The sequence below is a fragment of the Streptomyces sp. NPDC100445 genome, assembly GCF_044759735.1.
GTDB lineage: Bacteria > Actinomycetota > Actinomycetes > Streptomycetales > Streptomycetaceae > Streptomyces.
Map to the genome: position 1 here is coordinate 1 of NZ_JBIVZV010000014.1, position 18,757 is coordinate 18,757.

Sequence of the window (18,757 nt, forward strand, 5' to 3'; positions counted from 1 at the left end):
CCCTTCGGTCTTGCGTTTCCGACTCTATCAGATCTTTCCGATCCGATTTCCTCGGTGCTTTCCAGGTTCCCGCTTCCGCGTTTCCCTTTCCGGCGCTTCCGACTCTATCAGACCCTTTCGGTGTCTGACTCCCAGTCAGCGGGGCTTGTCCTCCCGGCCCTTGGGCCGTTCCGACGAGTGAGACTTTAGCGGATTCCTGGCTCCCGAGCTAATCGGGGGCCGGCGCCCTTTCGAACGCGGATTCCTCATTTCGCGAATACGCGCGCCAATACGTTCGCCGCCGAAGCGTCGATCGATGGTGTGGTGCTCACGGAATGGCTGTCCGGGGACCGACCGGAGTCGGCGCTCACGTCGGACAACTCGGAGTACCTTACGGACGGGAACGGGGAGTGTCAACCGCACCCCGCTCGGCCCGTCCGCGGCGTACGGTGGGGAGGTGACCACGCGTACGTGTACCCAGCTCTGGTGGGCCGCCTGACGGCGGCCGTACACACGTATGCACTCGACGGCCGCCGCTTCGGCGGCCGTTCGTGTATCTCCCTCCGGGACTCCGGGGGCCGGCCGCGGGAGGGGCGGCCCGGACCGAAGGTGGAGTGAGATGAAGCGGGTCTTCAGCGGGATCCAGCCGACCGGGCACGTGACCCTGGGGAACTACCTGGGAGCCATGCGGCGCTGGGCCGAGGTCGATCAGCACCGGGCGGACGCGCTGTTCTGCATCGTGGACCTGCACGCGCTGACCGTGGACCACGACCCGGCGCGGGTGCGCAGGCTCAGCAGGCAGGCGGCGACGCTCCTGCTGGCGGCCGGACTCGATCCGGAGCGGTGCACCCTGTACGTGCAGAGCCATGTCGACGAGCACACCCGGCTGTCGTACCTGCTGGAGTGCGTGGCCGGCGACGGCGAGATGCGGCGGATGATCCAGTACAAGGAGAAGGCCGCGCGGGTGCGGGAGCGCGGTGGCAGCGTACGGCTGTCGCTGCTGACGTACCCGGTGCTGATGGCGGCGGACATCCTGGCCTACGGCACGGACGAGGTGCCGGTCGGGGACGACCAGGTGCAGCACGTGGAGCTGGCGCGGGACCTCGCGGTGCGGTTCAACCAGCGGTACGGGCACACGTTCGTGGTGCCCAGGGCCACGCTTCCGGGGGTGGCGGCCCGGGTCATGAACCTCCAGGACCCGACGTCGAAGATGGGCAAGTCGGACGCGGGGCAGGGCGTCGTCTATCTGCTGGACGAGCCGGACGTGGTGCGGAAGAAGATCATGCGGGCGGTGACCGACAGCGGCCGGGAGGTCACGTACGACCCGCGGGAGCGGCCGGGGGTCGCGAACCTGCTGGAGATCCTCGCCGCGTGCACGGGCGGGAACCCTGAGTCACTGGCGGACGTTCACGATTCGTACGGCTCTTTGAAGGAGGCCGCCGCGGAGGCGGTGGTGGAGGTGTTGCGGCCGGTGCAGTCCCGGCACCGGGAACTGTGTGCCGATCCGGCCCACGTGGAGGGGGTGCTGCGGGATGGTGCGGAGAAGGCCAGGGCGTTGGCGCGTCCGACCGTGGATACCGCCTACCGGGCGATCGGGCTGCTGCCGCCCGTGCCGGAGCCCTCGCTGAGCAGCGACCGGTAGCCGGGACGGTGACCGGCGGTCCCGGTGCGGGCGGGGCGGTGCCGCCGAACCGCACGGGGACCGGGCCGGCCGAGCCTCGCGGTCTCAGTCCTTCTTGCCGGAGGCCAGCTCGCGGCTGCGGTCGCGGGCGGCTTCCAGGGCGGCGATGAGGGCGGCGCGCACGCCGTGGTTCTCCAGTTCGCGGATGGCGTTGATCGTCGTGCCCGCGGGGGAGGTGACGTTCTCCCGCAGCTTGACGGGGTGCTCGCCGCTGTCGCGGAGCATCACGGCCGCGCCGATCGCCGACTGGACGATGAGCTCGTGGGCCTTGTCGCGGGGCAGACCGAGCAGGATGCCGGCGTCGGTCATGGCCTCGACCAGGTAGAAGAAGTAGGCCGGGCCGGAGCCGGACAGGGCGGTGCAGGCGTCCTGCTGGCCCTCGGGGACGCGGAGGGTCTTGCCGACCCCGCCGAAGATCTCCTCGGCGTGGGCCAGGTGCCGTTCGGTGGCGTGGCTGCCGGCGGAGATGACCGACATGGCCTCGTCGACGAGGGCGGGGGTGTTGGTCATGACCCGGACGACGGGGGTGCCCGCGGCCAGGCGCTCCTCGAAGAAGGAGGTGGGGATGCCGGCGGCTCCGCTGATGACGAGGCGGTCGGCGGGGAGGTGCGGGGCCAGTTCGTCCAGCAGGGCGCCCATGTCCTGCGGCTTGACCGTGAGGATCAGGGTGTCGGCGCTCTTGGCGGCCTCGGCGTTGCCGACCGGGCTGACTCCGTAGCGGGTGCGGAGTTCTTCGGCGCGTTCGGGGCGGCGGGCGGTGACCAGGAGGTCCGCGGGGGCCCAGCCGGCCCGGAGCATTCCGCTGAGCAGGGCTTCGCCGATCTTGCCGGTGCCGAGGACTGCGACTTTCTGGCTCATGCGGTTCAGTTTCGCACCGGTGAGGAGGGGTGCGGGCGGGTGTCCGCTGGGCGGACGGGGAAGGGTGGGACGCGTGGGGGTGGTGCGGTCAGGTCCGGTGCCCGGGCTTGACGGCGACCAGGAGGCGGACGTCGTAGGTCTCCTCGACGGTGCCGTCCGGGAACGCCACCAGCAGGTGGGCGCGCTCCTCCGCCAGGAAAGCGGCCGTCTGCTCCTCGGGGCGGACGAGGAGCGCCGAGTGACTGCCCAGGTTGGCGAGGTGGACGTCGACCGGGACGCGCCGGCTCCAGCGGACCGTGCGGCGGGCGAAGTCCAGGCGTCCGCTGGGGTCCGCCCGCTCGGTCCGCTCACCTGCCCGACGCTGTTCGGCGGCGGTGAAGCGGGGGCCGAGGAAGCGGGCCGTGCGCTCGGCGGCCTCGGCGATCCACTCGACGTCCAGTGCCTCCGTGTTCCACCACAGGGCCAGCGCGCCGCCGGGCCGCAGCACCCGGAGTGCCTCCGGCACCGAGCGGGCCGGGTCGGTCCAGTGCCAGGCCTGGGCGTAGGTGAGGAGGTCGGCGTGGGCGTCGGCGACGGGCAGCGCGTCGCCGACGCCACGGACCAGCGGGACGTGCGGCAGTGCGCGGCGGAACTCGGCGGCCATCCCCGCGCCGGGTTCGACGGCGAGGACGTCGGCGCCGCGGGCACGCAGGAGGGCGGTCGCGATCCCGGTGCCGGCGCCGACGTCCACGGTCCTGGCGCCGGACAGGGGACGGCCCGCCAGTTCCTCCAGGGTGTCGAGGAGGGCGGCCGGGTAGGAGGGGCGGTTCGCGGCGTACCGGGCGGCGGCCGAGTCGAACGAGCGGGCGCGGACGGCGTCGGAGGCGTCCGGGGAGGCGGACGGTTCGGGGGTGGCCATGGGGCCATGGTGGGCGGGGCGGGGGTGTGGGTACACCGGTTTCCGGCCAGGGTGCCGTGGTCGGCCGGGTGTCGGACGCGCGGGGGCGGGCGGGCGGACTGACGGACAGGCGGGTGCCGGTGCGGCGTCGGCGGGGGCCGCGGGGCTGCCGGTGTCCTAGGGCCTCTCGTTCGGATCATGCCGGGCCCGATCCAAACGAAAGACCCTAGCGGCGCCGCTTCTTCCGCGCCGGGTCGCCGGTGCGGCGGGTGGTGCGGCGTTCGTACTCCGCGCGGGCCGTCTCGTACTCCGCGCGGTGCAGTTTCTCGCCCGGGGCCTCGGTGAGGGAGCGGACGAAGTAGGCGAGGAGGGAGCCGACGAAGCCGATGGCGAGCAGGCCACGCAGCGAGGCCTGGCGCTGCGGGTCCTGCCGTACGCCGAAACCGTCCAGGGTGTTGCGGAAGGCGAGCGCGGTGCAGACGGCGAACATGGCGACGACCAGCACGGTCACGAAGGGACCGGTGTCGGCGATGCGGATGCCCTCGTACGCGAACCGCAGCACCAGGCAGGAGGCGGCCGCGGCGGCGAGGGAGCCGGCGGCGGCGCCGGCGCGGCGGGCCGCGTACCCGTTGTCGTGGTGCACCCAGGACGTGCCGAAGAAGCGCAGGGGTTCGGGGCGGGGGCCCGGGGCACGGTCCGGCGCCAAGCCCTCGTCCCGGTGTGCGCCGTCGGAGGGGACCGCCGAGGTGTCCGTGGTGCCGGTTTCGTCGCTCACGGGACGATTATGGCTCCGCGGGACGGCGGGCTCCCGGCGGGGGCGGGCTTCGGTGCCGGTCCCCGCCGGGTCCGGGCGGGCGGACCCGGGGTCAGCCGCAGCGGGCCGCGATGTAGCCGTCGCTGCCCGTGTGGACGTAGGCGTCCGAGACGTACTCGCCGCTGTCGATGAGGTCCCAGACGTTCGTCGTGCCGTAGGTGCCCGACACGGTGGCTCCGGGGGTCTGGCAGTAGATCGGGACCCGGACGCCCTCGGGCAGGACGCGCACGAGGTTGTAGCCGGGGCCGGGTCCGCTGCGGACGTTCAGCCGGACGCCGGGCGCGACGGCGTAGGTGCGGACGGCCGCCGCCCCCGCCGCCGGTCCGCCGTCGGTGTTCCCGGTCTCCTGCGCACGGTCGACTGACATGTCGGTGCTCCTCCCCCGTTGCTGAACCTGGCGCGAAACGCCTGTGCGCGACGCGCACGCAGACGCTAGCAAGCCGCCTCTGTCCCGTACGAACCATCGACTAGGCTCCGTGCGTCGCGCGCACGGACGAAGAGCACGGGGGTGGTCCATGGCGCCACAGCGCAACATCGGGGCGGGTGCGGAAGCGGAACTTCCCGAGTACGCCGGTCACTACCAGCTCGAGTCCTGTCTGGGCTCCGGTGGCATGGGCGTGGTGCACCTCGCCCGCAGCACCTCGGGGATGAAGCTCGCGGTGAAGGTCGTACACGCCGAGTTCGCGCGGGACCCCGAGTTCAGGGGTCGTTTCCGGCAGGAGGTGGCCGCCGCGCGGAAGGTCAGCGGTGCCTTCACCGCGCCCGTCGTGGACGCCGATCCCCAGGCCGCGCGGCCGTGGATGGCCACGCTGTTCATCCCGGGACCCACCCTGTCCGAACAGGTGAAGCGGAAGGGGCCGATGACCGCCCCGCAGCTGCGCCGGCTGATGGCCGGGCTCGCCGAGGCGCTGCGGGACATCCACCGGGTGGGCGTGGTGCACCGGGATCTGAAGCCGAGCAACGTGCTGCTCGCGGAGGACGGGCCGAAGGTCATCGACTTCGGCATCTCCCGGCCGACGGACAGTGAACTGCGCACCGAGACCGGGAAACTCATCGGCACGCCGCCGTTCATGGCGCCCGAGCAGTTCCGGCGCCCCCGGGAGGTGGGGCCGGCGGCGGACGTCTTCGCGCTGGGCTCGGTCCTGGTGCACGCGGCCACCGGGCGCGGCCCGTTCGACTCCGACAGTCCGTACGTCGTCGCCTACCAGGTGGTGCACGACGAGCCCGACCTGACGGGCGTACCGGAGAGCCTCGCGCCGCTGGTGCGGCGTTGCCTGGCCAAGGAGCCCGCGGAGCGGCCCACGCCGGACGAGCTGATGCGGGAACTGCGCTCGGTGGCGGCCTCGTACGACACGCAGGCGTTCATACCGGCGCAGCGCACGGATCCGGCGCCGCGCACGGACGTGGACGGGCCCGGTCCGGTGGCGGTGGCCGCCCCTGCCGAAGAGGCACGGCGGCGGCCGCGGTGGCTTTCGGCGCGGCGGCCGGGCCGGCGGGCGTTGTTGGGGACCGGTGCCCTCGGGCTGGTGCTGGCGGGCACCCTGGCCGCGGTGTGGGGCACCGGCGGGACGCGGGAGCCCGGCACCGCGGCGGTCCGGACGGCCGCGCCCCGCGCCTGGTCGGCGCGACCGGTGCCGGCCGGGGAGGGCATGCCGCAGTGCGCGGCCGCGGCGGGGAGGCTGTTGTGCGCGCGGCCGGGCGTGGTCTTCGCGCTCTCCCCGGACGACGGCCGGCTGCTGTGGCGGCGCCCGGCCGACACCCGGACCGCCGGCGGGCCGCCGGTGCTCTCGGGCGGCCTGGTGCAGCCGTACACGGACGGCGGGCCGCGGCTCGCCGGGCTCGATCCGGCCACGGGCAAGGAGGTCTGGCGGCGCCGCCTGCCCACGGGCACGACGGTGCGGTACGCCGGGGACACCGCCCTGCTCACCGGTCCGGCCGGCGCGGTCACCGGCGTGGACGGCGCGACCGGCGCCACCCGTTGGCGGGGTACGGTCCCCGGCCGGGGGGTGCCGTCCTTCATGACGTTCCCGGCGGCGTCCGGGGCGGCGGACGGGCCTGCGGACGGGGCGTCGGCCCGGGCGTCGGACGGGTCCGCGTACGCGACGCGGACGTCCGCCGACGGCACGCGCACGCAGGTGACCGCGGTGGATCCGCGCACGGGACGGGTGCGGTGGGACGTCCGGCTGAAGGGCTGGCTGAAACCATTCGCCACCCGGGCCGACGGTTCGGTGTTCTTCCTCGGGGTCGACAGCGGCTACGGCGCCCGGGAGATCGTCCGCTACACCCCCGGGAGCGGCGCGACGCGACGGGTGGCGCTGCCCGCCGTGCTCGCCGGCGCGCACGCCAGCGTGCGGGGGGACGTGGTCCACGTGCTGGCCACCGGCGGCTCCCTCGACGCGGTGGACATGGGGTCGGGCCGGCACCTGTGGCACCTGGAGACGTCGGTGAGCCGTGGCTCGGCGCCGGTCGCGGCGGGCGGGACGGTGTACGTCACCGGGAGCGACGGCCGGCTGCTCGCGGTCGACGCCCGCACGGGCAGGCTGACCGGGCAGACGCCGGCCCGGCTGGGCGCGCACTCGGCCGAGGTGATGAGCACGCCGGCCGCCCCGGTGGTCATGGGGGGCGACCGGGTCTGCGCCGCCGCGCCCGACGGCACCGTCTTCGCCGTCGACGCCCGCTCGCCCGGGACCTGGTGACCGGCGGCCGGGCGGCGCGCCGGCGGCACGACGAGGGGCCGCCCCCTGGGGAGCGGCCCCGCTGTCGGCTGATCCCGGCCGGTCAGCCCAGCCTGGACACGTCCCGCACCGCGCCCCGGTCGGCGCTCGTCGCCATCGCGGCGTAGGCGCGCAGCGCGGCGGAGACCTTGCGTTCGCGGTTCCTGGGGGCGTACACGCCGTTCAGCTCCTGCTCGCGGCGGGCCAGCTCCGCGTCGTCCACCAGCAGTTCGACGGTGCGGCCCGGGATGTCGATGCGGATGCGGTCGCCGTCCTGGACGAGGGCGATCGTGCCGCCCGAGGCGGCCTCCGGGGAGGCGTGGCCGATGGACAGGCCGGAGGTGCCGCCGGAGAAGCGCCCGTCGGTGATCAGGGCGCAGCTCTTGCCGAGGCCGCGGCCCTTCAGGTACGAGGTCGGGTAGAGCATCTCCTGCATGCCGGGGCCGCCCCTGGGGCCCTCGTAGCGGATGACGACGACGTCGCCGTCCTTGACCTGCTGGGTGAGGATCCGCTGGACGGCCTCCTCCTGGGACTCGCAGACGACCGCCGGGCCCTCGAAGGTCCAGATCGACTCGTCGACGCCGGCGGTCTTGACGACGCAGCCGTCGACGGCGAGGTTGCCGCGCAGGACCGCGAGGCCGCCGTCCTTGGAGTAGGCGTGCTCGGCGGAGCGGATGCAGCCGTTCTCGGCGTCGTCGTCCAGTGCCTCCCAGCGCTCCGACTGGGAGAAGGCCTCGGCGGAGCGGACGCAGCCGGGGGCCGCGTGCCACAGTTCGATCGCCTCGGCGGAGGGGGAGCCGCCGCGCACGTCCCAGGTCTTCAGCCAGTCGGCGAGGGACGGGCTGTGGACGGCGTGCACGTCCTCGTTGAGCAGGCCTGCGCGATGCAGTTCGCCGAGCAGGGCGGGGATGCCGCCGGCGCGGTGCACGTCCTCCATGTAGTACGTGCGGTCCTTGGCGACGTTGGGGGCCACCTTCGCCAGGCAGGGGACGCGGCGCGAGACGGCGTCGATCTGGTCCAGGCCGAACGGGACGCCCGCCTCCTCGGCGGCGGCCAGCAGGTGCAGGATCGTGTTGGTGGAACCGCCCATCGCGATGTCCAGGGCCATGGCGTTCTCGAAGGCCTGGAAGGTGGCGACGTTGCGGGGCAGGACCGTGTCGTCGTCCTGCTCGTAGTAGCGGCGGGTGATGTCCATGACCGTGCGGGCCGCGTCCTCGTACAGGCGGCGGCGGGCGGTGTGGGTGGCGAGGACCGAGCCGTTGCCGGGCAGGGAGAGGCCGATGGCCTCGGTGAGGCAGTTCATCGAGTTGGCGGTGAACATGCCGGAACAGCTGCCGCAGGTCGGGCAGGCGTTCTCCTCGATCCGGAGGATGTCCTCGTCGGAGATCTTGTCGTTGACGGCGTCGGAGATCGCGTCGACCAGGTCGAGCGTGCGGACCGTGCCGTCCACGAGGGTGGCGCGGCCGGACTCCATGGGGCCGCCGGAGACGAAGACCGTCGGGATGTCCAGGCGCAGCGCCGCCATCAGCATGCCCGGGGTGATCTTGTCGCAGTTGGAGATGCAGACCAGGGCGTCCGCGCAGTGGGCCTCGACCATGTACTCGACGGAGTCGGCGATCAGGTCGCGGGACGGCAGCGAGTAGAGCATGCCGCCGTGGCCCATGGCGATGCCGTCGTCCACGGCGATCGTGTTGAACTCGCGCGGGATGCCGCCGGCCGCGGTGATCGCCTCGCTGACGATCCGGCCGACCGGCTGGAGGTGGGTGTGGCCCGGCACGAACTCCGTGAAAGAGTTGGCCACGGCGATGATCGGCTTCCGGCCGATGTCCGCACCGGGTACACCCGAGGCGCGCATAAGGGCGCGGGCGCCCGCCATGTTGCGGCCGTGGGTGACTGTGCGGGACCTCAGCTCGGGCATCGTCGCTCGCTCCTTCGAAGACCTTCTGGTGAAGAGACCAGAGAGTTCTGACTCCCCTCCGAGCGTACGCCGCCCCTCCGAACCGTGGACACAACTGTCCGGAATGCGGGACGGACGTTCCAGCACGGCACCACGCGGGGCGGTCCGCATGCGCGGGGCGAGGGCGGCGATCGGGCAGCGGCCGCCTGCGAGGCCGCCTGCGGAGGGGTGCGGATCGCCGGGGGACTCCCGGGCCCCAGGGACGGGGCGGGGGCGCTCACCCACGCCATCCGGCAGGCCGTCGGCCACCGCGTTCCGTATGTGCGGGGCGGGGGCGGCAGCCGGACGCGTTACCGCCCACGGAGGGGGCGGGTTGGGACTCCCGGGACCGGGGGCGGGGGAGGGCGGCCGCTCCCCACGCCGTCCGGCGGGCCACCGGCCACGGCGTTCCGCATGCGCGGGGTGGCGGTCAGGCAACGGACGGACGTGCGAACGCCGGCGGCGGGGTCCGGGTCGCGGGGACCTCCCGGATACCAGGCCCGAGGCGGGTCAGCCGCTCCCCGACACCAGCCGGCGGGGCGGCGGTCAGGCAGCGGACGCGGCCGAACGCGACGCCGCTGGCGACGAGGTGTGGGGCGCGGGGGGTCTCCCGGACATCGGGACGAGTCGATCGCTCCCCCCACACGATCCGACCGGCCGTCGGCCGCCGCGTCCCGCACGCGGGACGGTGCGCCCAGCCGGACGCCAGGCCGCCGACAGCGGGCGTGTAGATCGCGGGGTCTCCCGGGCCGCAGGGATGGGCACACCATCCGGTGAGCCACCGGCCAGCCCATCCCGCACGCGCGGGACGGCGCAGCGGACGCGGCCGGACGCCGAGGCCCTGGCGGCGGGGGTGTGGGGCGCGGCGGGCCTCCCCGGACACCGGGACGGGACGAGTCGGTCGCTGCCCCACACGATCCGACCGGCCGTCGGTCACCCCAATCTCGCACACGCGGGACGGCGCGCCCAGCCGGACGCCAGGCCGCCGACAGCGGGCGTGTGGTCGCGGGGCCTCCCGGCCACACCATCCGGTGGACTACCGACCGGCCCATCTCGCACGAGCGGGACGGGGCCCAGGCAGCGGACGCGGCCGGAGCGACGCCGCCGGCGGCAGGGTGTGGGCCTCCCCGGGCACCGGGACGGGACGAGTCGGTCGCTGCCCCACACGATCCGACCGGCCGTCGGTCACCCCAATCCCGCACACGCGGGACGGCGCGCCCAGCCGGAGGTCGGGCCGCCGGCAGCCGGGGTGCGGGTCGCGGGGCCTTACGGGCATCGGGGACGGGACAGGTCAGCCGCTCCCCCGCATCATCCTGGCCGGCGCGTCCCCATGCACGGGGCCGCCCCGGTCATCCCCGGGGTATCCGCACCGCCGCCGAGGTCAGGTGTTTACGGGTGAATTCGAGGGCCTCGGCGAGGTCGGCCTCGCGCTCGGCGCCGGACATCGCGCGCCGGGTGTTGACCTCGATCACGACGTGCCCGTCGAAACCGGTGAGCGCGAGATGTTCCAGCAGCTCGGCGCAGGGCTGGGTGCCGCGGCCGGGCACCAGGTGCTCGTCCTTGGCGGAGCCTCGGCCGTCGGCGAGGTGGACGTGCCCGAGCCGGTCCCCCATGCGGCCGACCATGTCCAGGGCGTCGGTGCGGGCCGTCGCCGTGTGGCTGAGGTCGATGGTGAAGTGCCGGTAGTCGTCGCGGGTGACGTCCCAGTCGGGGGCGTAGGCGAGCATCTCGCGGTCGCGGTAGCGCCACGGGTACATGTTCTCCACGGCGAACCGCACGTCCGTCTCGTCCGCCATCCGCCAGATGCCGTCGACGAAGTCCCGGGCGTACTGCCGCTGCCAGCGGAACGGCGGGTGGACGACGACGGTGGACGCCCCGAGCTTCTCCGCCGCCGCCCGGGCGCGCTGGAGCTTGGTCCAGGGGTCGGTCGACCAGACCCGCTGGGTGATCAGCAGGCAGGGGGCGTGGACGGCCAGGACCGGGATGCCGTGGTAGTCGGACAGGCGGCGCAGCGCCTCGATGTCCTGACTGACGGGATCGGTCCACACCATGACCTCGACGCCGTCGTAGCCGAGGCGTGCGGCGATCTCGAAGGCCGTCGCCGTCGACTCCGGGTAGACGGAGGCGGTCGACAGCGCGATGCGCACGTCCGTTGGTTCACCCACGTCCGTCACCTTACGGCGTGGGGGTACCCGGGCGTTGGGTGCCGGCCGGCCGTTGTGAGGTATGCCATGCGGACCGGCTGGCGGGGGTCGCGGCCCCTGCCCGGTCGCGCCGTCAGGCGGAGCCCAGGTGGTCCAGGCGCCGCAGGATCACGCCCTCCCGCAGGGCCCACGGACAGACCTCCAGGCTCTCGACGCCGAACAGGTCCATCACGGCCTCGGCGACCAGGGCGCCCGCGACGAGCTGGCCCGCCCTGCCCTCGGAGACGCCGGGGAGTTCGGCCCGCTGATCGGTGGTCATGCCGGCGAGGCGGGGGACCCAGGCCTCCAGGGACTCGCGCTTGAGCTCCCGCTGGACGTAGAGCCCCTCGGCGCTGCGGGCGGCGCCGGCGATGCGGGCCAGCTGCTTGAAGGTCTTGGACGTGGCGACGACGTGGTCGGGGGCGCCGAAGCGGCTGAACTCACCGACCGTGCGGGCGATCTCCGTGCGGACGTGGCGGCGCAGGGCGCGGACCTCCTCGGGCGTGGGCGGGTCGCCGGCGAGCCAGCCCGCGGTGAGGCGGCCGGCGCCGAGCGGCAGCGAGACGGCCGTGTCCGGCTCCTCGTCCATGCCGTAGGCGATCTCCAGGGAGCCGCCGCCGATGTCCAGGACCAGCAGCTTCCCGGCGGACCAGCCGAACCAGCGGCGTACGGCGAGGAAGGTGAGCCGGGCCTCCTCCGCGCCGGCGAGGACCTGGAGGCGTACGCCGGTCTCGTCGGCGACCCGCGTGAGGACGGCGTCGGCGTTGGTGGCCTCGCGGACGGCGGAGGTCGCGAACGGCAGCACTTCCTCGACGCCCTTGTCCTCGGCGGCCTGGAGGGCGTCCCGGACCACGGCGATCAGTCTGTCGACGCCCTCGTCGCCGATGGCGCCGCTGTCGTCGAGGAGCTGGGCGAGCCGGAGGTCGGCCTTGTGCGAATGCGCGGGCAGCGGGCGCGCGCCGGGGTGGGCGTCCACCACCAGCAGATGCACCGTGTTCGAACCCACGTCCAGGACACCGAGTCTCATGGACGGAAACGCTACTGCCCCGGAGCCGGTCCGCGGTCCCCGGAGCGGCCCCCGGCCACTTACCCTGGACGGGTGCCAAAGACGAACAAGGCGAAGTCCGTGAAGCCGGATAAGACGGACAAGGTTCGCAAGGCCGGAAAGACTCCCAAGGGGGCGAAGGTGAGCGACGAGAAGGGGCTCGACTTCGCGCGCGCGTGGGTGGAGTTTCCCGACCCCGCGGACGACGAGCAGGTCTTCCGTTGCGACCTGACGTGGCTGACCTCCCGCTGGAACTGCATCTTCGGCAGCGGTTGCCAGGGCATCCAGGCGGGCCGCGCGGACGACGGCTGCTGTTCGCTGGGGGCCCATTTCTCCGACGAGGACGACGAGAAGCGGGTCGCCGGGCACGTCGCCCGGCTCACCCCGGACATCTGGCAGCACCACGCCGAGGGCCACCGCGACGGCTGGGTCTCCGAGGACGAGGAGGGGTCGCGGCAGACGCGGCCCTTCGAGGGGTCGTGCATCTTCCAGAACCGGCCCGGGTTCCCGGGCGGCATGGGGTGCTCGCTGCACATCCTCGCCCTGAAGGAGGGCCGGGAGCCGCTGGAGACCAAGCCGGACGTGTGCTGGCAGCTGCCGATCCGGCGGACGTACGACTGGATCGACCGGCCGGACGACACGCGCGTGCTCCAGGTGTCCATCGGCGAGTACGACCGCCGGGGCTGGGGTCCGGGCGGCCACGACCTGCACTGGTGGTGCACCTCGGCGACCTCGGCCCACGGTGCCGGCGAGCCGGTCTACGTGTCCTACCGGGCCGAGCTGACCGAGCTGATGGGCAAGGCCGGCTACGACCGCCTGGTCGAGCTGTGCGAGCAGCGGCTGGCGTCGCAGCTCCCGCTGGTGGCCCCGCACCCGGCCGACCCGCCCCGCTAGCCGTCGGGCGCTCGACCGCCGCTGCGCGGGCACCTAGCCGTCCGTCGAACTCGGCGGGTCCGTGGCCGGCGCGGTGGGGGACGGGGGCGCGGGGTCGGAGGGGGGTGGGCCGGTCGGATCGGGGGACGGGTCGGCGGGAGGCGAGGACTGGGTCGCGGGGGGCTCGGTCGGGGGTGTGGCCGGCGGCGTCGAGGGAGGCGCGGAGGACGGCCGGGGCGCCGGACGGCTCGGTGCGGTGCCGTAGCCGTCGATGGTGACCACCGCGCCCGCCGGGGCCACCGCCACCCGCGCGCGCCAGTGGCCGGAGGGCTCGCGCAGCTGGTCGACGTACACCTTGACCGTGAACGTGCCGCCGGGCCGGAGGGTCCCCGAGGACCGGCTGAAGTAGAGCCAGGCGGCCGGCGTGGACACCGACCAGTGGACCTCGGCGGTACCTGAGGCCTTGAGCGTGATCAGTGTGGTGTCGCCGTCGTTGGCGGCGTCGACCGTGAGCCGGCCGGCGCCCGCGCCGTCCTTCCCGCCCACGCCGACGACCGCGACGGAGACGTCCGCCTTGCCGTCCTCGCCGTGCCGGGCGCCCGGCCGCACGCCGGCGTTCCCCGCGTTCTCGTAGCCGCCGGCCGGGTCGCCGCCGACCGCGTCGGGGCCTTGGGCCTCGTGCGTGGTCACGGAGCGGCCGTCGTCGTCCCCGGCCGGTCCGCCCCGGTAGGCGGCCCAGAGGGCGAGCACGGGCGCGGCGACGACCGTGGCGACCACCGTCGTGGTGACGGCACGCGCGCGCAGGCGGTCGCGGCGGGCCGCGCGGTCCTTGGGGTCCATGGGGAAGCCGCGCCGGTCGAACCGGGGTGCGGCGGCGCCCCGCGCCCGCGAGTGGTGCGCCGGCGACGTGCGGAGTTCCGTGCGCGGGGCCTCCAGGACCGGCAGCTCGGCCGGGGTGACGGTGGCGCCGGGCCAGCGGCCGGGGGCGGCGCGCTCGGCGGTGCGGCGGCAACGCGGACAGTCGTCGACGTGCCGGACCAGCTCGCACCTCACGGCCGTGCTGAGCACCAGCTGGCTGTCGCCCGTGAGGTGGGCCACGCTCGGGCAGTCGCCGGCCCGGACCACGGCCAGGGCCGCGCCGGTGCGCTCGACCTCGCAGGCGGCGGAGGCGAGCAGTTCCCGCGCGGCGGCCGGTTCCATGCCGAGGACTGCGGCCACCTCGTGGGCGGACAGGTGGTGGCGGACGGCGAGCTCCAGGGCCTCGCGCTGCTCGGGGGTGGTGCCGGCCGCCTCCGGCCAGGCCAGCAGGGTCAGCTCGCGGCGGTGCCGTTCCCGCTCCTCCGGCGCCGCGGCCGGCCCGGTGCCGTCGTCCTCGGCGCCCTTCCCGGTTCCGGTACGGCCCGCCGCGTGCGTGGCCTGACGTTTCTGCTTGGCCTCGGCGAGCTTGCGCAGGCACGCCCAGCGAGCCAGCGCGTACAGCCAGGCCCTGCGGTCGCCGGCGGCCTCGGGGACCCGGTGCGCGCGCCGTTCGGCCAGGGCGAGGGCGTCGCCCAGGGCGGCGGTGGCCGCGTCGTGGTCGCACAGGACGGAGAGGCAGTAGGTGAACAGACCGTCGAGGTACGGCTCGTAACGCGCCGGCGTGCGCAGCGCGAGGTTGCGCGCCGCGGCGCGGTCGCGCGCCTCTCTTGCCTCGCGCGCCTCGCGTCGCGCTCCCCGCGCCTCATGCGACTCACGTGACTCACGCGACTCGCGGTGCGCCCGGTGCGCGCCGGTCGTGCGGGTGGTGGTCTCCGGACTGCTGCTCATCACCCGTGCGACCGTAGGCGCCGCCGGAGCGCCCCTTCCGGAACCTTGAGCACTTTTAATTCGTACGGGTGAAACGATCCCTCAAAAGGGGACAGGGACCTTCTGTTCCGGGCCCGGAGCCCCCGAGCGGTGACCGGCGCCGGCCCGCCCCGGCCGCGTCCGTCCTCCGCTCCGTGCCCGGTCCGTCGCTCCCTCCGAGTTCCGGTCCGTCCTCCCGTCCGTGGTCCCGTTGTCAGTGGCGCGGGCTACGGTTTCCGCATGGCTGCCCGTACCAAGACCACCAAGGACCGCCCGTCCTACCGCTGCACCGAGTGCGGCTGGCAGACGGCCAAGTGGCTCGGCCGCTGCCCCGAGTGCCAGACCTGGGGCACGGTCGAGGAGTACGGGGCGCCCGCGGTCCGGACGACGGCACCGGGCCGCGTCACCACCTCCGCGCTGCCCATCGGCCAGGTCGACGGCCGGCAGGCCACCGCCCGCTCCACCGGCGTGCCCGAGCTGGACCGGGTGCTCGGCGGCGGCCTCGTCCCCGGCGCGGTCGTGCTGCTCGCCGGCGAGCCCGGGGTCGGCAAGTCCACCCTGCTGCTGGACGTGGCGGCCAAGGCCGCGAGCGCCGCCCACCGCACCCTGTACGTGACCGGCGAGGAGTCGGCGAGCCAGGTGCGGCTGCGCGCCGACCGGATCGGCGCGCTCGCCGACGACCTGTACCTGACCGCGGAGACCGATCTGTCGGCCGTCCTCGGCCACCTGGACGAGCTGAAGCCGTCCCTGCTGGTCCTCGACTCGGTGCAGACGGTCGCCTCCCCGGAGATCGAGGGCGCGCCCGGCGGCATGGCGCAGGTCCGGGAGGTCGCCGGCGCCCTGATCCGCGCCTCCAAGGAGCGCGGCATGTCCACCCTGCTGGTGGGCCACGTCACCAAGGACGGCGCCATCGCCGGCCCCCGGCTCCTCGAACACCTCGTGGACGTCGTCCTGCACTTCGAGGGCGACCGGCACGCGCGCCTGCGCCTGGTCCGCGGCGTGAAGAACCGCTACGGCGCCACGGACGAGGTGGGCTGCTTCGAGCTGCACGACGAGGGCATCACCGGTCTCGCCGACCCGAGCGGCCTGTTCCTGACCCGCCGGGCCGAGCCGGTGCCGGGCACCTGCCTGACCGTCACCCTGGAGGGCCGCCGCCCGCTGGTCGCGGAGGTGCAGGCGCTGACCGTCGACTCCCAGATCCCCTCCCCGCGCCGCACGACCTCCGGCCTGGAGACCTCACGGGTGTCGATGATGCTGGCCGTCCTCGAACAGCGCGGCCGGATCAGCGCGCTGGGCAAGCGGGACATCTACTCGGCGACGGTCGGCGGCGTGAAGCTGTCGGAGCCGGCCGCCGACCTCGCCATCGCGCTCGCCCTCGCCTCCGCCGCCAGCGACACCCCGCTGCCGAAGAACCTGGTCGCCATCGGCGAGGTGGGGCTCGCGGGCGAGGTGAGACGGGTCACGGGCGTGCAGCGCAGGCTCTCCGAGGCGCATCGGCTGGGCTTCACGCACGCGCTGGTACCGACCGATCCCGGCAAGGTCCCGCCGGGCATGAAGGTCGTGGAGGTCGCCGACATGGGGGACGCGTTGCGGGTGCTGCCGCGCGCCCGTCGCCGAGAGGCCCCACGGGAGGCGGAGGAGCGCCGGTAGACTTTGCGCAGGTCTCGCCCGTCCGTACGAACCGCGTGCCGGAACGGGAGCGCCTCACAACCCGCGACCGGAGGAGTGCAGTGGCAGCCAACGACCGGGCAGCAGCTCCCGGCAAGTCCGGTGGGAGTGCCGGTGCCGATGGCCTGATGCGCTCCTCGCTGAGCGCCGTGGCGCCCGGCACCGCCTTGCGGGACGGCCTCGAGCGAGTCCTGCGGGGCAACACGGGCGGCCTCATCCTGCTCGGCTCCGACAAGACGGTCGAGGCCATGTGCACGGGCGGGTTCGTGCTGGACGTCGAGTTCACCGCGACCCGGCTGCGGGAGCTGTGCAAGCTCGACGGCGGCATCGTGCTCTCCTCGGACCTGTCGAAGATCCTGCGGGCGGGCGTGCAGCTGCTGCCGGATCCGACGATCCCCACGGAGGAGACGGGCACGCGGCACCGCACGGCGGACCGGGTCAGCAAGCAGGTCGGCTTCCCCGTGGTCTCCGTCTCGCAGTCGATGCGGCTGATCGCCCTGTACGTGGACGGCCAGCGGCGCGTCCTGGAGGATTCGGCGGCGATCCTGTCCCGCGCCAACCAGGCTTTGGCCACGCTGGAGCGGTACAAGCTCCGGCTGGACGAGGTCGCGGGCACGCTGTCGGCGCTGGAGATCGAGGACCTGGTGACGGTCCGGGACGTCTCGGCCGTCGCGCAGCGCCTGGAGATGGTGCGGCGCATCGCCACCGAGATCGCCGAGTACGTGGTCGAGCTGGGCACGGACGGCCGTCTTCTCTCGCTCCAGCTGGAGGAGTTGATCGCCGGGGTCGAGCCCGACCGGGAACTGGTCGTCCGGGACTACGTGCCCGAGCCGACGGCCAAGCGGTCCCGTACGGTCGCGGAGGCCCTGGCCGAGCTGGACGCCCTGAGCCACGCGGAGCTCCTCGAACTGGGCACCGTGGCGAAGGCCATGGGCTACACCGGCTCCCCCGAGACGCTGGACTCCGCTGTGTCGCCGCGCGGCTTCCGCCTCCTGGCGAAGGTGCCGCGGCTGCCCGGCGCGATCATCGACCGCCTGGTGGAGCACTTCGGCGGTCTCCAGAAGCTGCTGGCCGCGAGCGTCGACGACCTCCAGACGGTCGACGGTGTCGGTGAGGCCCGGGCGAGGAGCGTGCGCGAGGGGCTGTCCCGCCTGGCGGAGTCCTCGATTCTCGAACGCTACGTCTGACCTCCGGCGCCACCCGCCGGGCCGCCCGGGTCCCACGCCCGCGACCCGGCCGGCCCGCGCGGCCGGTCCCGCGGCCTCGACCGAGGGCCGTCCGGGCCGAGGGCCGTCCGGGCCGAGGGCCGTCCGGGCCGAGGGCCGTCCGGGCCGAGGGCCGTCCGGACCCGGACCGTCCGCGTCGCGGGACCTAGTCCGCGGACAGGACGAACGAAGCCTGGGTCTTCGCGAACCCCGGGGCCTTCGCCTCCAGCAGGTACGTGCCCGGCTCGGCCGAGCCCGCGGACGGCGTCGCGCAGTGCGGGGAGCTGGGCTTGCGGTCCCACGTCACCGTGTAGGTCACGCTCTTGCCCGCCGGCACCCGGAAGGTCAGACTCCCCGCGCCGTCCGGGCAGTCGTCGGACGACCAGTAGGCGTCGTCCGTGTCGGCCGGCGTGATCGTCAACACGGCCTTCTTCGGGCCGAGATCGGTCTTGCAGTCGGCGGACGAGGTGTTCTTCGCGGTGAGTTCGAAGGTCGGCGTCTGGTCCGGCGAGTACGAGTTGTGCACGCTGCGCAGGCTCAACCGCACCGCCCCGGCCGTGCAGTCGGGCAGCGGGGAGGACGCCGCGAGCGCGTCACCCGGGCCGACGTGACCGCCGGCCGAGCCGGCACCCGAACCGTCCGAGCCGCCGTCCCCGCCGGAACCGGAGCCGGAACCCGAGCCGGAACCCGAACCCGAACCCGAGCCGGAACCGGTGCCGTCGGAGCCGCCGCCGCCCGACTCGTCGCGTCCGCCGGGGTGTTGGCTGTACGCGGGACCGGACTCGGAGTCCGACGGTCCGGGAGTGATCGTGTGCCCGGGGTTCTTGCCGTCGGAGCCGTCGGCGTCCTTCTTGCCGCCTCCGCCGCCGAGCGCGACGATCAACGTGACCACCAGCACCAACAGGGCGAACACGGACAGCAGTACGGCCCTCCGACGCCAGTAGATGGAGGAGGGAAGCGGCCCGACCGGATTGCGCAGAGATCCCACGGCGCAAACTGTACGAGAGATCCCCGGGCTTGCTCGCGCCACCCGCCGCACACCCACGAACTTTTCCGGATCATCATTCCGGTAACTGCCGCCACCGGCACGGCCCTTCCCG

At 74.2% G+C, this 18,757-nt stretch carries 14 protein-coding genes; 5 read left to right on the forward strand and 9 right to left on the reverse strand.

Translation table 11 applies throughout. The features are described 5' to 3' along the window. Positions 1 to 598: 598 nt before the first annotated feature. Entirely contained in the window at positions 599 to 1,621 is a 1,023-nt protein-coding gene (gene trpS, locus ACIQVT_RS28835; protein ID WP_403760283.1) for a tryptophan--tRNA ligase, read from the forward strand. A gap of 84 nt (positions 1,622 to 1,705) precedes the next feature. Here trpS and proC read toward each other — a convergent pair whose 3' ends face one another. The 4 genes from proC to ACIQVT_RS28855 all read right to left on the reverse strand — a co-directional run bounded on the left by proC (position 1,706) and on the right by ACIQVT_RS28855 (position 4,576). Then, entirely contained in the window at positions 1,706 to 2,518 is an 813-nt protein-coding gene (proC, locus tag ACIQVT_RS28840) for a pyrroline-5-carboxylate reductase (RefSeq protein ID WP_403760286.1), read from the reverse strand. A gap of 88 nt (positions 2,519 to 2,606) precedes the next feature. Next, entirely contained in the window at positions 2,607 to 3,416 is an 810-nt protein-coding gene (locus tag ACIQVT_RS28845; RefSeq protein ID WP_403760289.1) for a class I SAM-dependent methyltransferase, read from the reverse strand. 205 nt (positions 3,417 to 3,621) lie between these two features. Then, positions 3,622 to 4,170, reverse strand: coding sequence for an EamA/RhaT family transporter (locus ACIQVT_RS28850; protein WP_403760292.1), 549 nt, complete (start codon positions 4,168 to 4,170; stop codon positions 3,622 to 3,624). 91 nt (positions 4,171 to 4,261) lie between these two features. Continuing rightward, positions 4,262 to 4,576 (reverse strand): SH3 domain-containing protein, encoded by a 315-nt coding sequence (locus tag ACIQVT_RS28855; protein ID WP_403760295.1) that lies wholly within the window; start codon positions 4,574 to 4,576, stop codon positions 4,262 to 4,264. Between the two features lie 148 nt (positions 4,577 to 4,724). Here ACIQVT_RS28855 and ACIQVT_RS28860 point away from each other — a divergent pair, with 148 nt between their 5' ends. Continuing rightward, positions 4,725 to 6,905, forward strand: coding sequence for a serine/threonine-protein kinase (locus tag ACIQVT_RS28860; protein WP_403760298.1), 2,181 nt, complete (start codon positions 4,725 to 4,727; stop codon positions 6,903 to 6,905). Positions 6,906 to 6,987: 82 nt separating this feature from the next. Here ACIQVT_RS28860 and ilvD read toward each other — a convergent pair whose 3' ends face one another. The 3 genes from ilvD to ACIQVT_RS28875 all read right to left on the reverse strand — a co-directional run bounded on the left by ilvD (position 6,988) and on the right by ACIQVT_RS28875 (position 12,069). Next, entirely contained in the window at positions 6,988 to 8,841 is a 1,854-nt protein-coding gene (gene ilvD / locus ACIQVT_RS28865; RefSeq protein WP_403760301.1) for a dihydroxy-acid dehydratase, read from the reverse strand. 1,367 nt (positions 8,842 to 10,208) lie between these two features. Then, positions 10,209 to 11,033 carry a sugar phosphate isomerase/epimerase family protein gene (locus ACIQVT_RS28870; protein WP_403760304.1) on the reverse strand — a complete coding sequence of 275 codons (825 nt, stop codon included), beginning with the start codon at positions 11,031 to 11,033 and terminating at the stop codon, positions 10,209 to 10,211. 103 nt (positions 11,034 to 11,136) lie between these two features. Next, the gene (locus ACIQVT_RS28875) at positions 11,137 to 12,069 is read right to left on the reverse strand and encodes a Ppx/GppA family phosphatase (RefSeq protein WP_403760307.1); all 933 of its coding nucleotides are present in this window, start codon (positions 12,067 to 12,069) and stop codon (positions 11,137 to 11,139) included. A 72-nt stretch (positions 12,070 to 12,141) separates the two neighbouring features. Here ACIQVT_RS28875 and ACIQVT_RS28880 point away from each other — a divergent pair, with 72 nt between their 5' ends. Continuing rightward, the gene (locus tag ACIQVT_RS28880) at positions 12,142 to 12,981 is read left to right on the forward strand and encodes a hypothetical protein (RefSeq protein ID WP_403760310.1); all 840 of its coding nucleotides are present in this window, start codon (positions 12,142 to 12,144) and stop codon (positions 12,979 to 12,981) included. Positions 12,982 to 13,014: 33 nt separating this feature from the next. Here the strand turns inward: ACIQVT_RS28880 and ACIQVT_RS28885 are convergent, their stop codons facing one another. Further along, positions 13,015 to 14,769, reverse strand: a complete 1,755-nt coding sequence (locus ACIQVT_RS28885) for a hypothetical protein (RefSeq protein ID WP_403760313.1) — start codon at positions 14,767 to 14,769, stop codon at positions 13,015 to 13,017. 255 nt (positions 14,770 to 15,024) lie between these two features. Between ACIQVT_RS28885 and radA the strand changes: the two genes are divergently transcribed. Both radA and disA read left to right on the forward strand, forming a co-directional pair. Beyond that, positions 15,025 to 16,434 carry a DNA repair protein RadA gene (gene radA, locus ACIQVT_RS28890; protein ID WP_403760317.1) on the forward strand — a complete coding sequence of 470 codons (1,410 nt, stop codon included), beginning with the start codon at positions 15,025 to 15,027 and terminating at the stop codon, positions 16,432 to 16,434. Between the two features lie 80 nt (positions 16,435 to 16,514). Next, positions 16,515 to 17,639 (forward strand): DNA integrity scanning diadenylate cyclase DisA, encoded by a 1,125-nt coding sequence (gene disA, locus ACIQVT_RS28895; protein ID WP_403760320.1) that lies wholly within the window; start codon positions 16,515 to 16,517, stop codon positions 17,637 to 17,639. Between the two features lie 184 nt (positions 17,640 to 17,823). Here the strand turns inward: disA and ACIQVT_RS28900 are convergent, their stop codons facing one another. Continuing rightward, positions 17,824 to 18,645 (reverse strand): hypothetical protein, encoded by an 822-nt coding sequence (locus ACIQVT_RS28900; protein WP_403760323.1) that lies wholly within the window; start codon positions 18,643 to 18,645, stop codon positions 17,824 to 17,826. Positions 18,646 to 18,757: the final 112 nt, after the last annotated feature.

Excerpts from the sequence above, each read along its gene's own strand:
- ilvD (WP_403760301.1), bottom strand. The coding sequence starts at position 8,841 with ATGCCCGAGCTGAGGTCCCGCACAGTCACCCACGGCCGCAACATGGCG.
- ACIQVT_RS28855 (WP_403760295.1), bottom strand. The coding sequence starts at position 4,576 with ATGTCAGTCGACCGTGCGCAGGAGACCGGGAACACCGACGGCGGACCG.
- proC (WP_403760286.1), bottom strand. The coding sequence starts at position 2,518 with ATGAGCCAGAAAGTCGCAGTCCTCGGCACCGGCAAGATCGGCGAAGCC.
- ACIQVT_RS28860 (WP_403760298.1), top strand. The coding sequence starts at position 4,725 with ATGGCGCCACAGCGCAACATCGGGGCGGGTGCGGAAGCGGAACTTCCC.
- trpS (WP_403760283.1), top strand. The coding sequence starts at position 599 with ATGAAGCGGGTCTTCAGCGGGATCCAGCCGACCGGGCACGTGACCCTG.
- ACIQVT_RS28845 (WP_403760289.1), bottom strand. The coding sequence starts at position 3,416 with ATGGCCACCCCCGAACCGTCCGCCTCCCCGGACGCCTCCGACGCCGTC.
- ACIQVT_RS28875 (WP_403760307.1), bottom strand. The coding sequence starts at position 12,069 with ATGAGACTCGGTGTCCTGGACGTGGGTTCGAACACGGTGCATCTGCTG.
- radA (WP_403760317.1), top strand. The coding sequence starts at position 15,025 with ATGGCTGCCCGTACCAAGACCACCAAGGACCGCCCGTCCTACCGCTGC.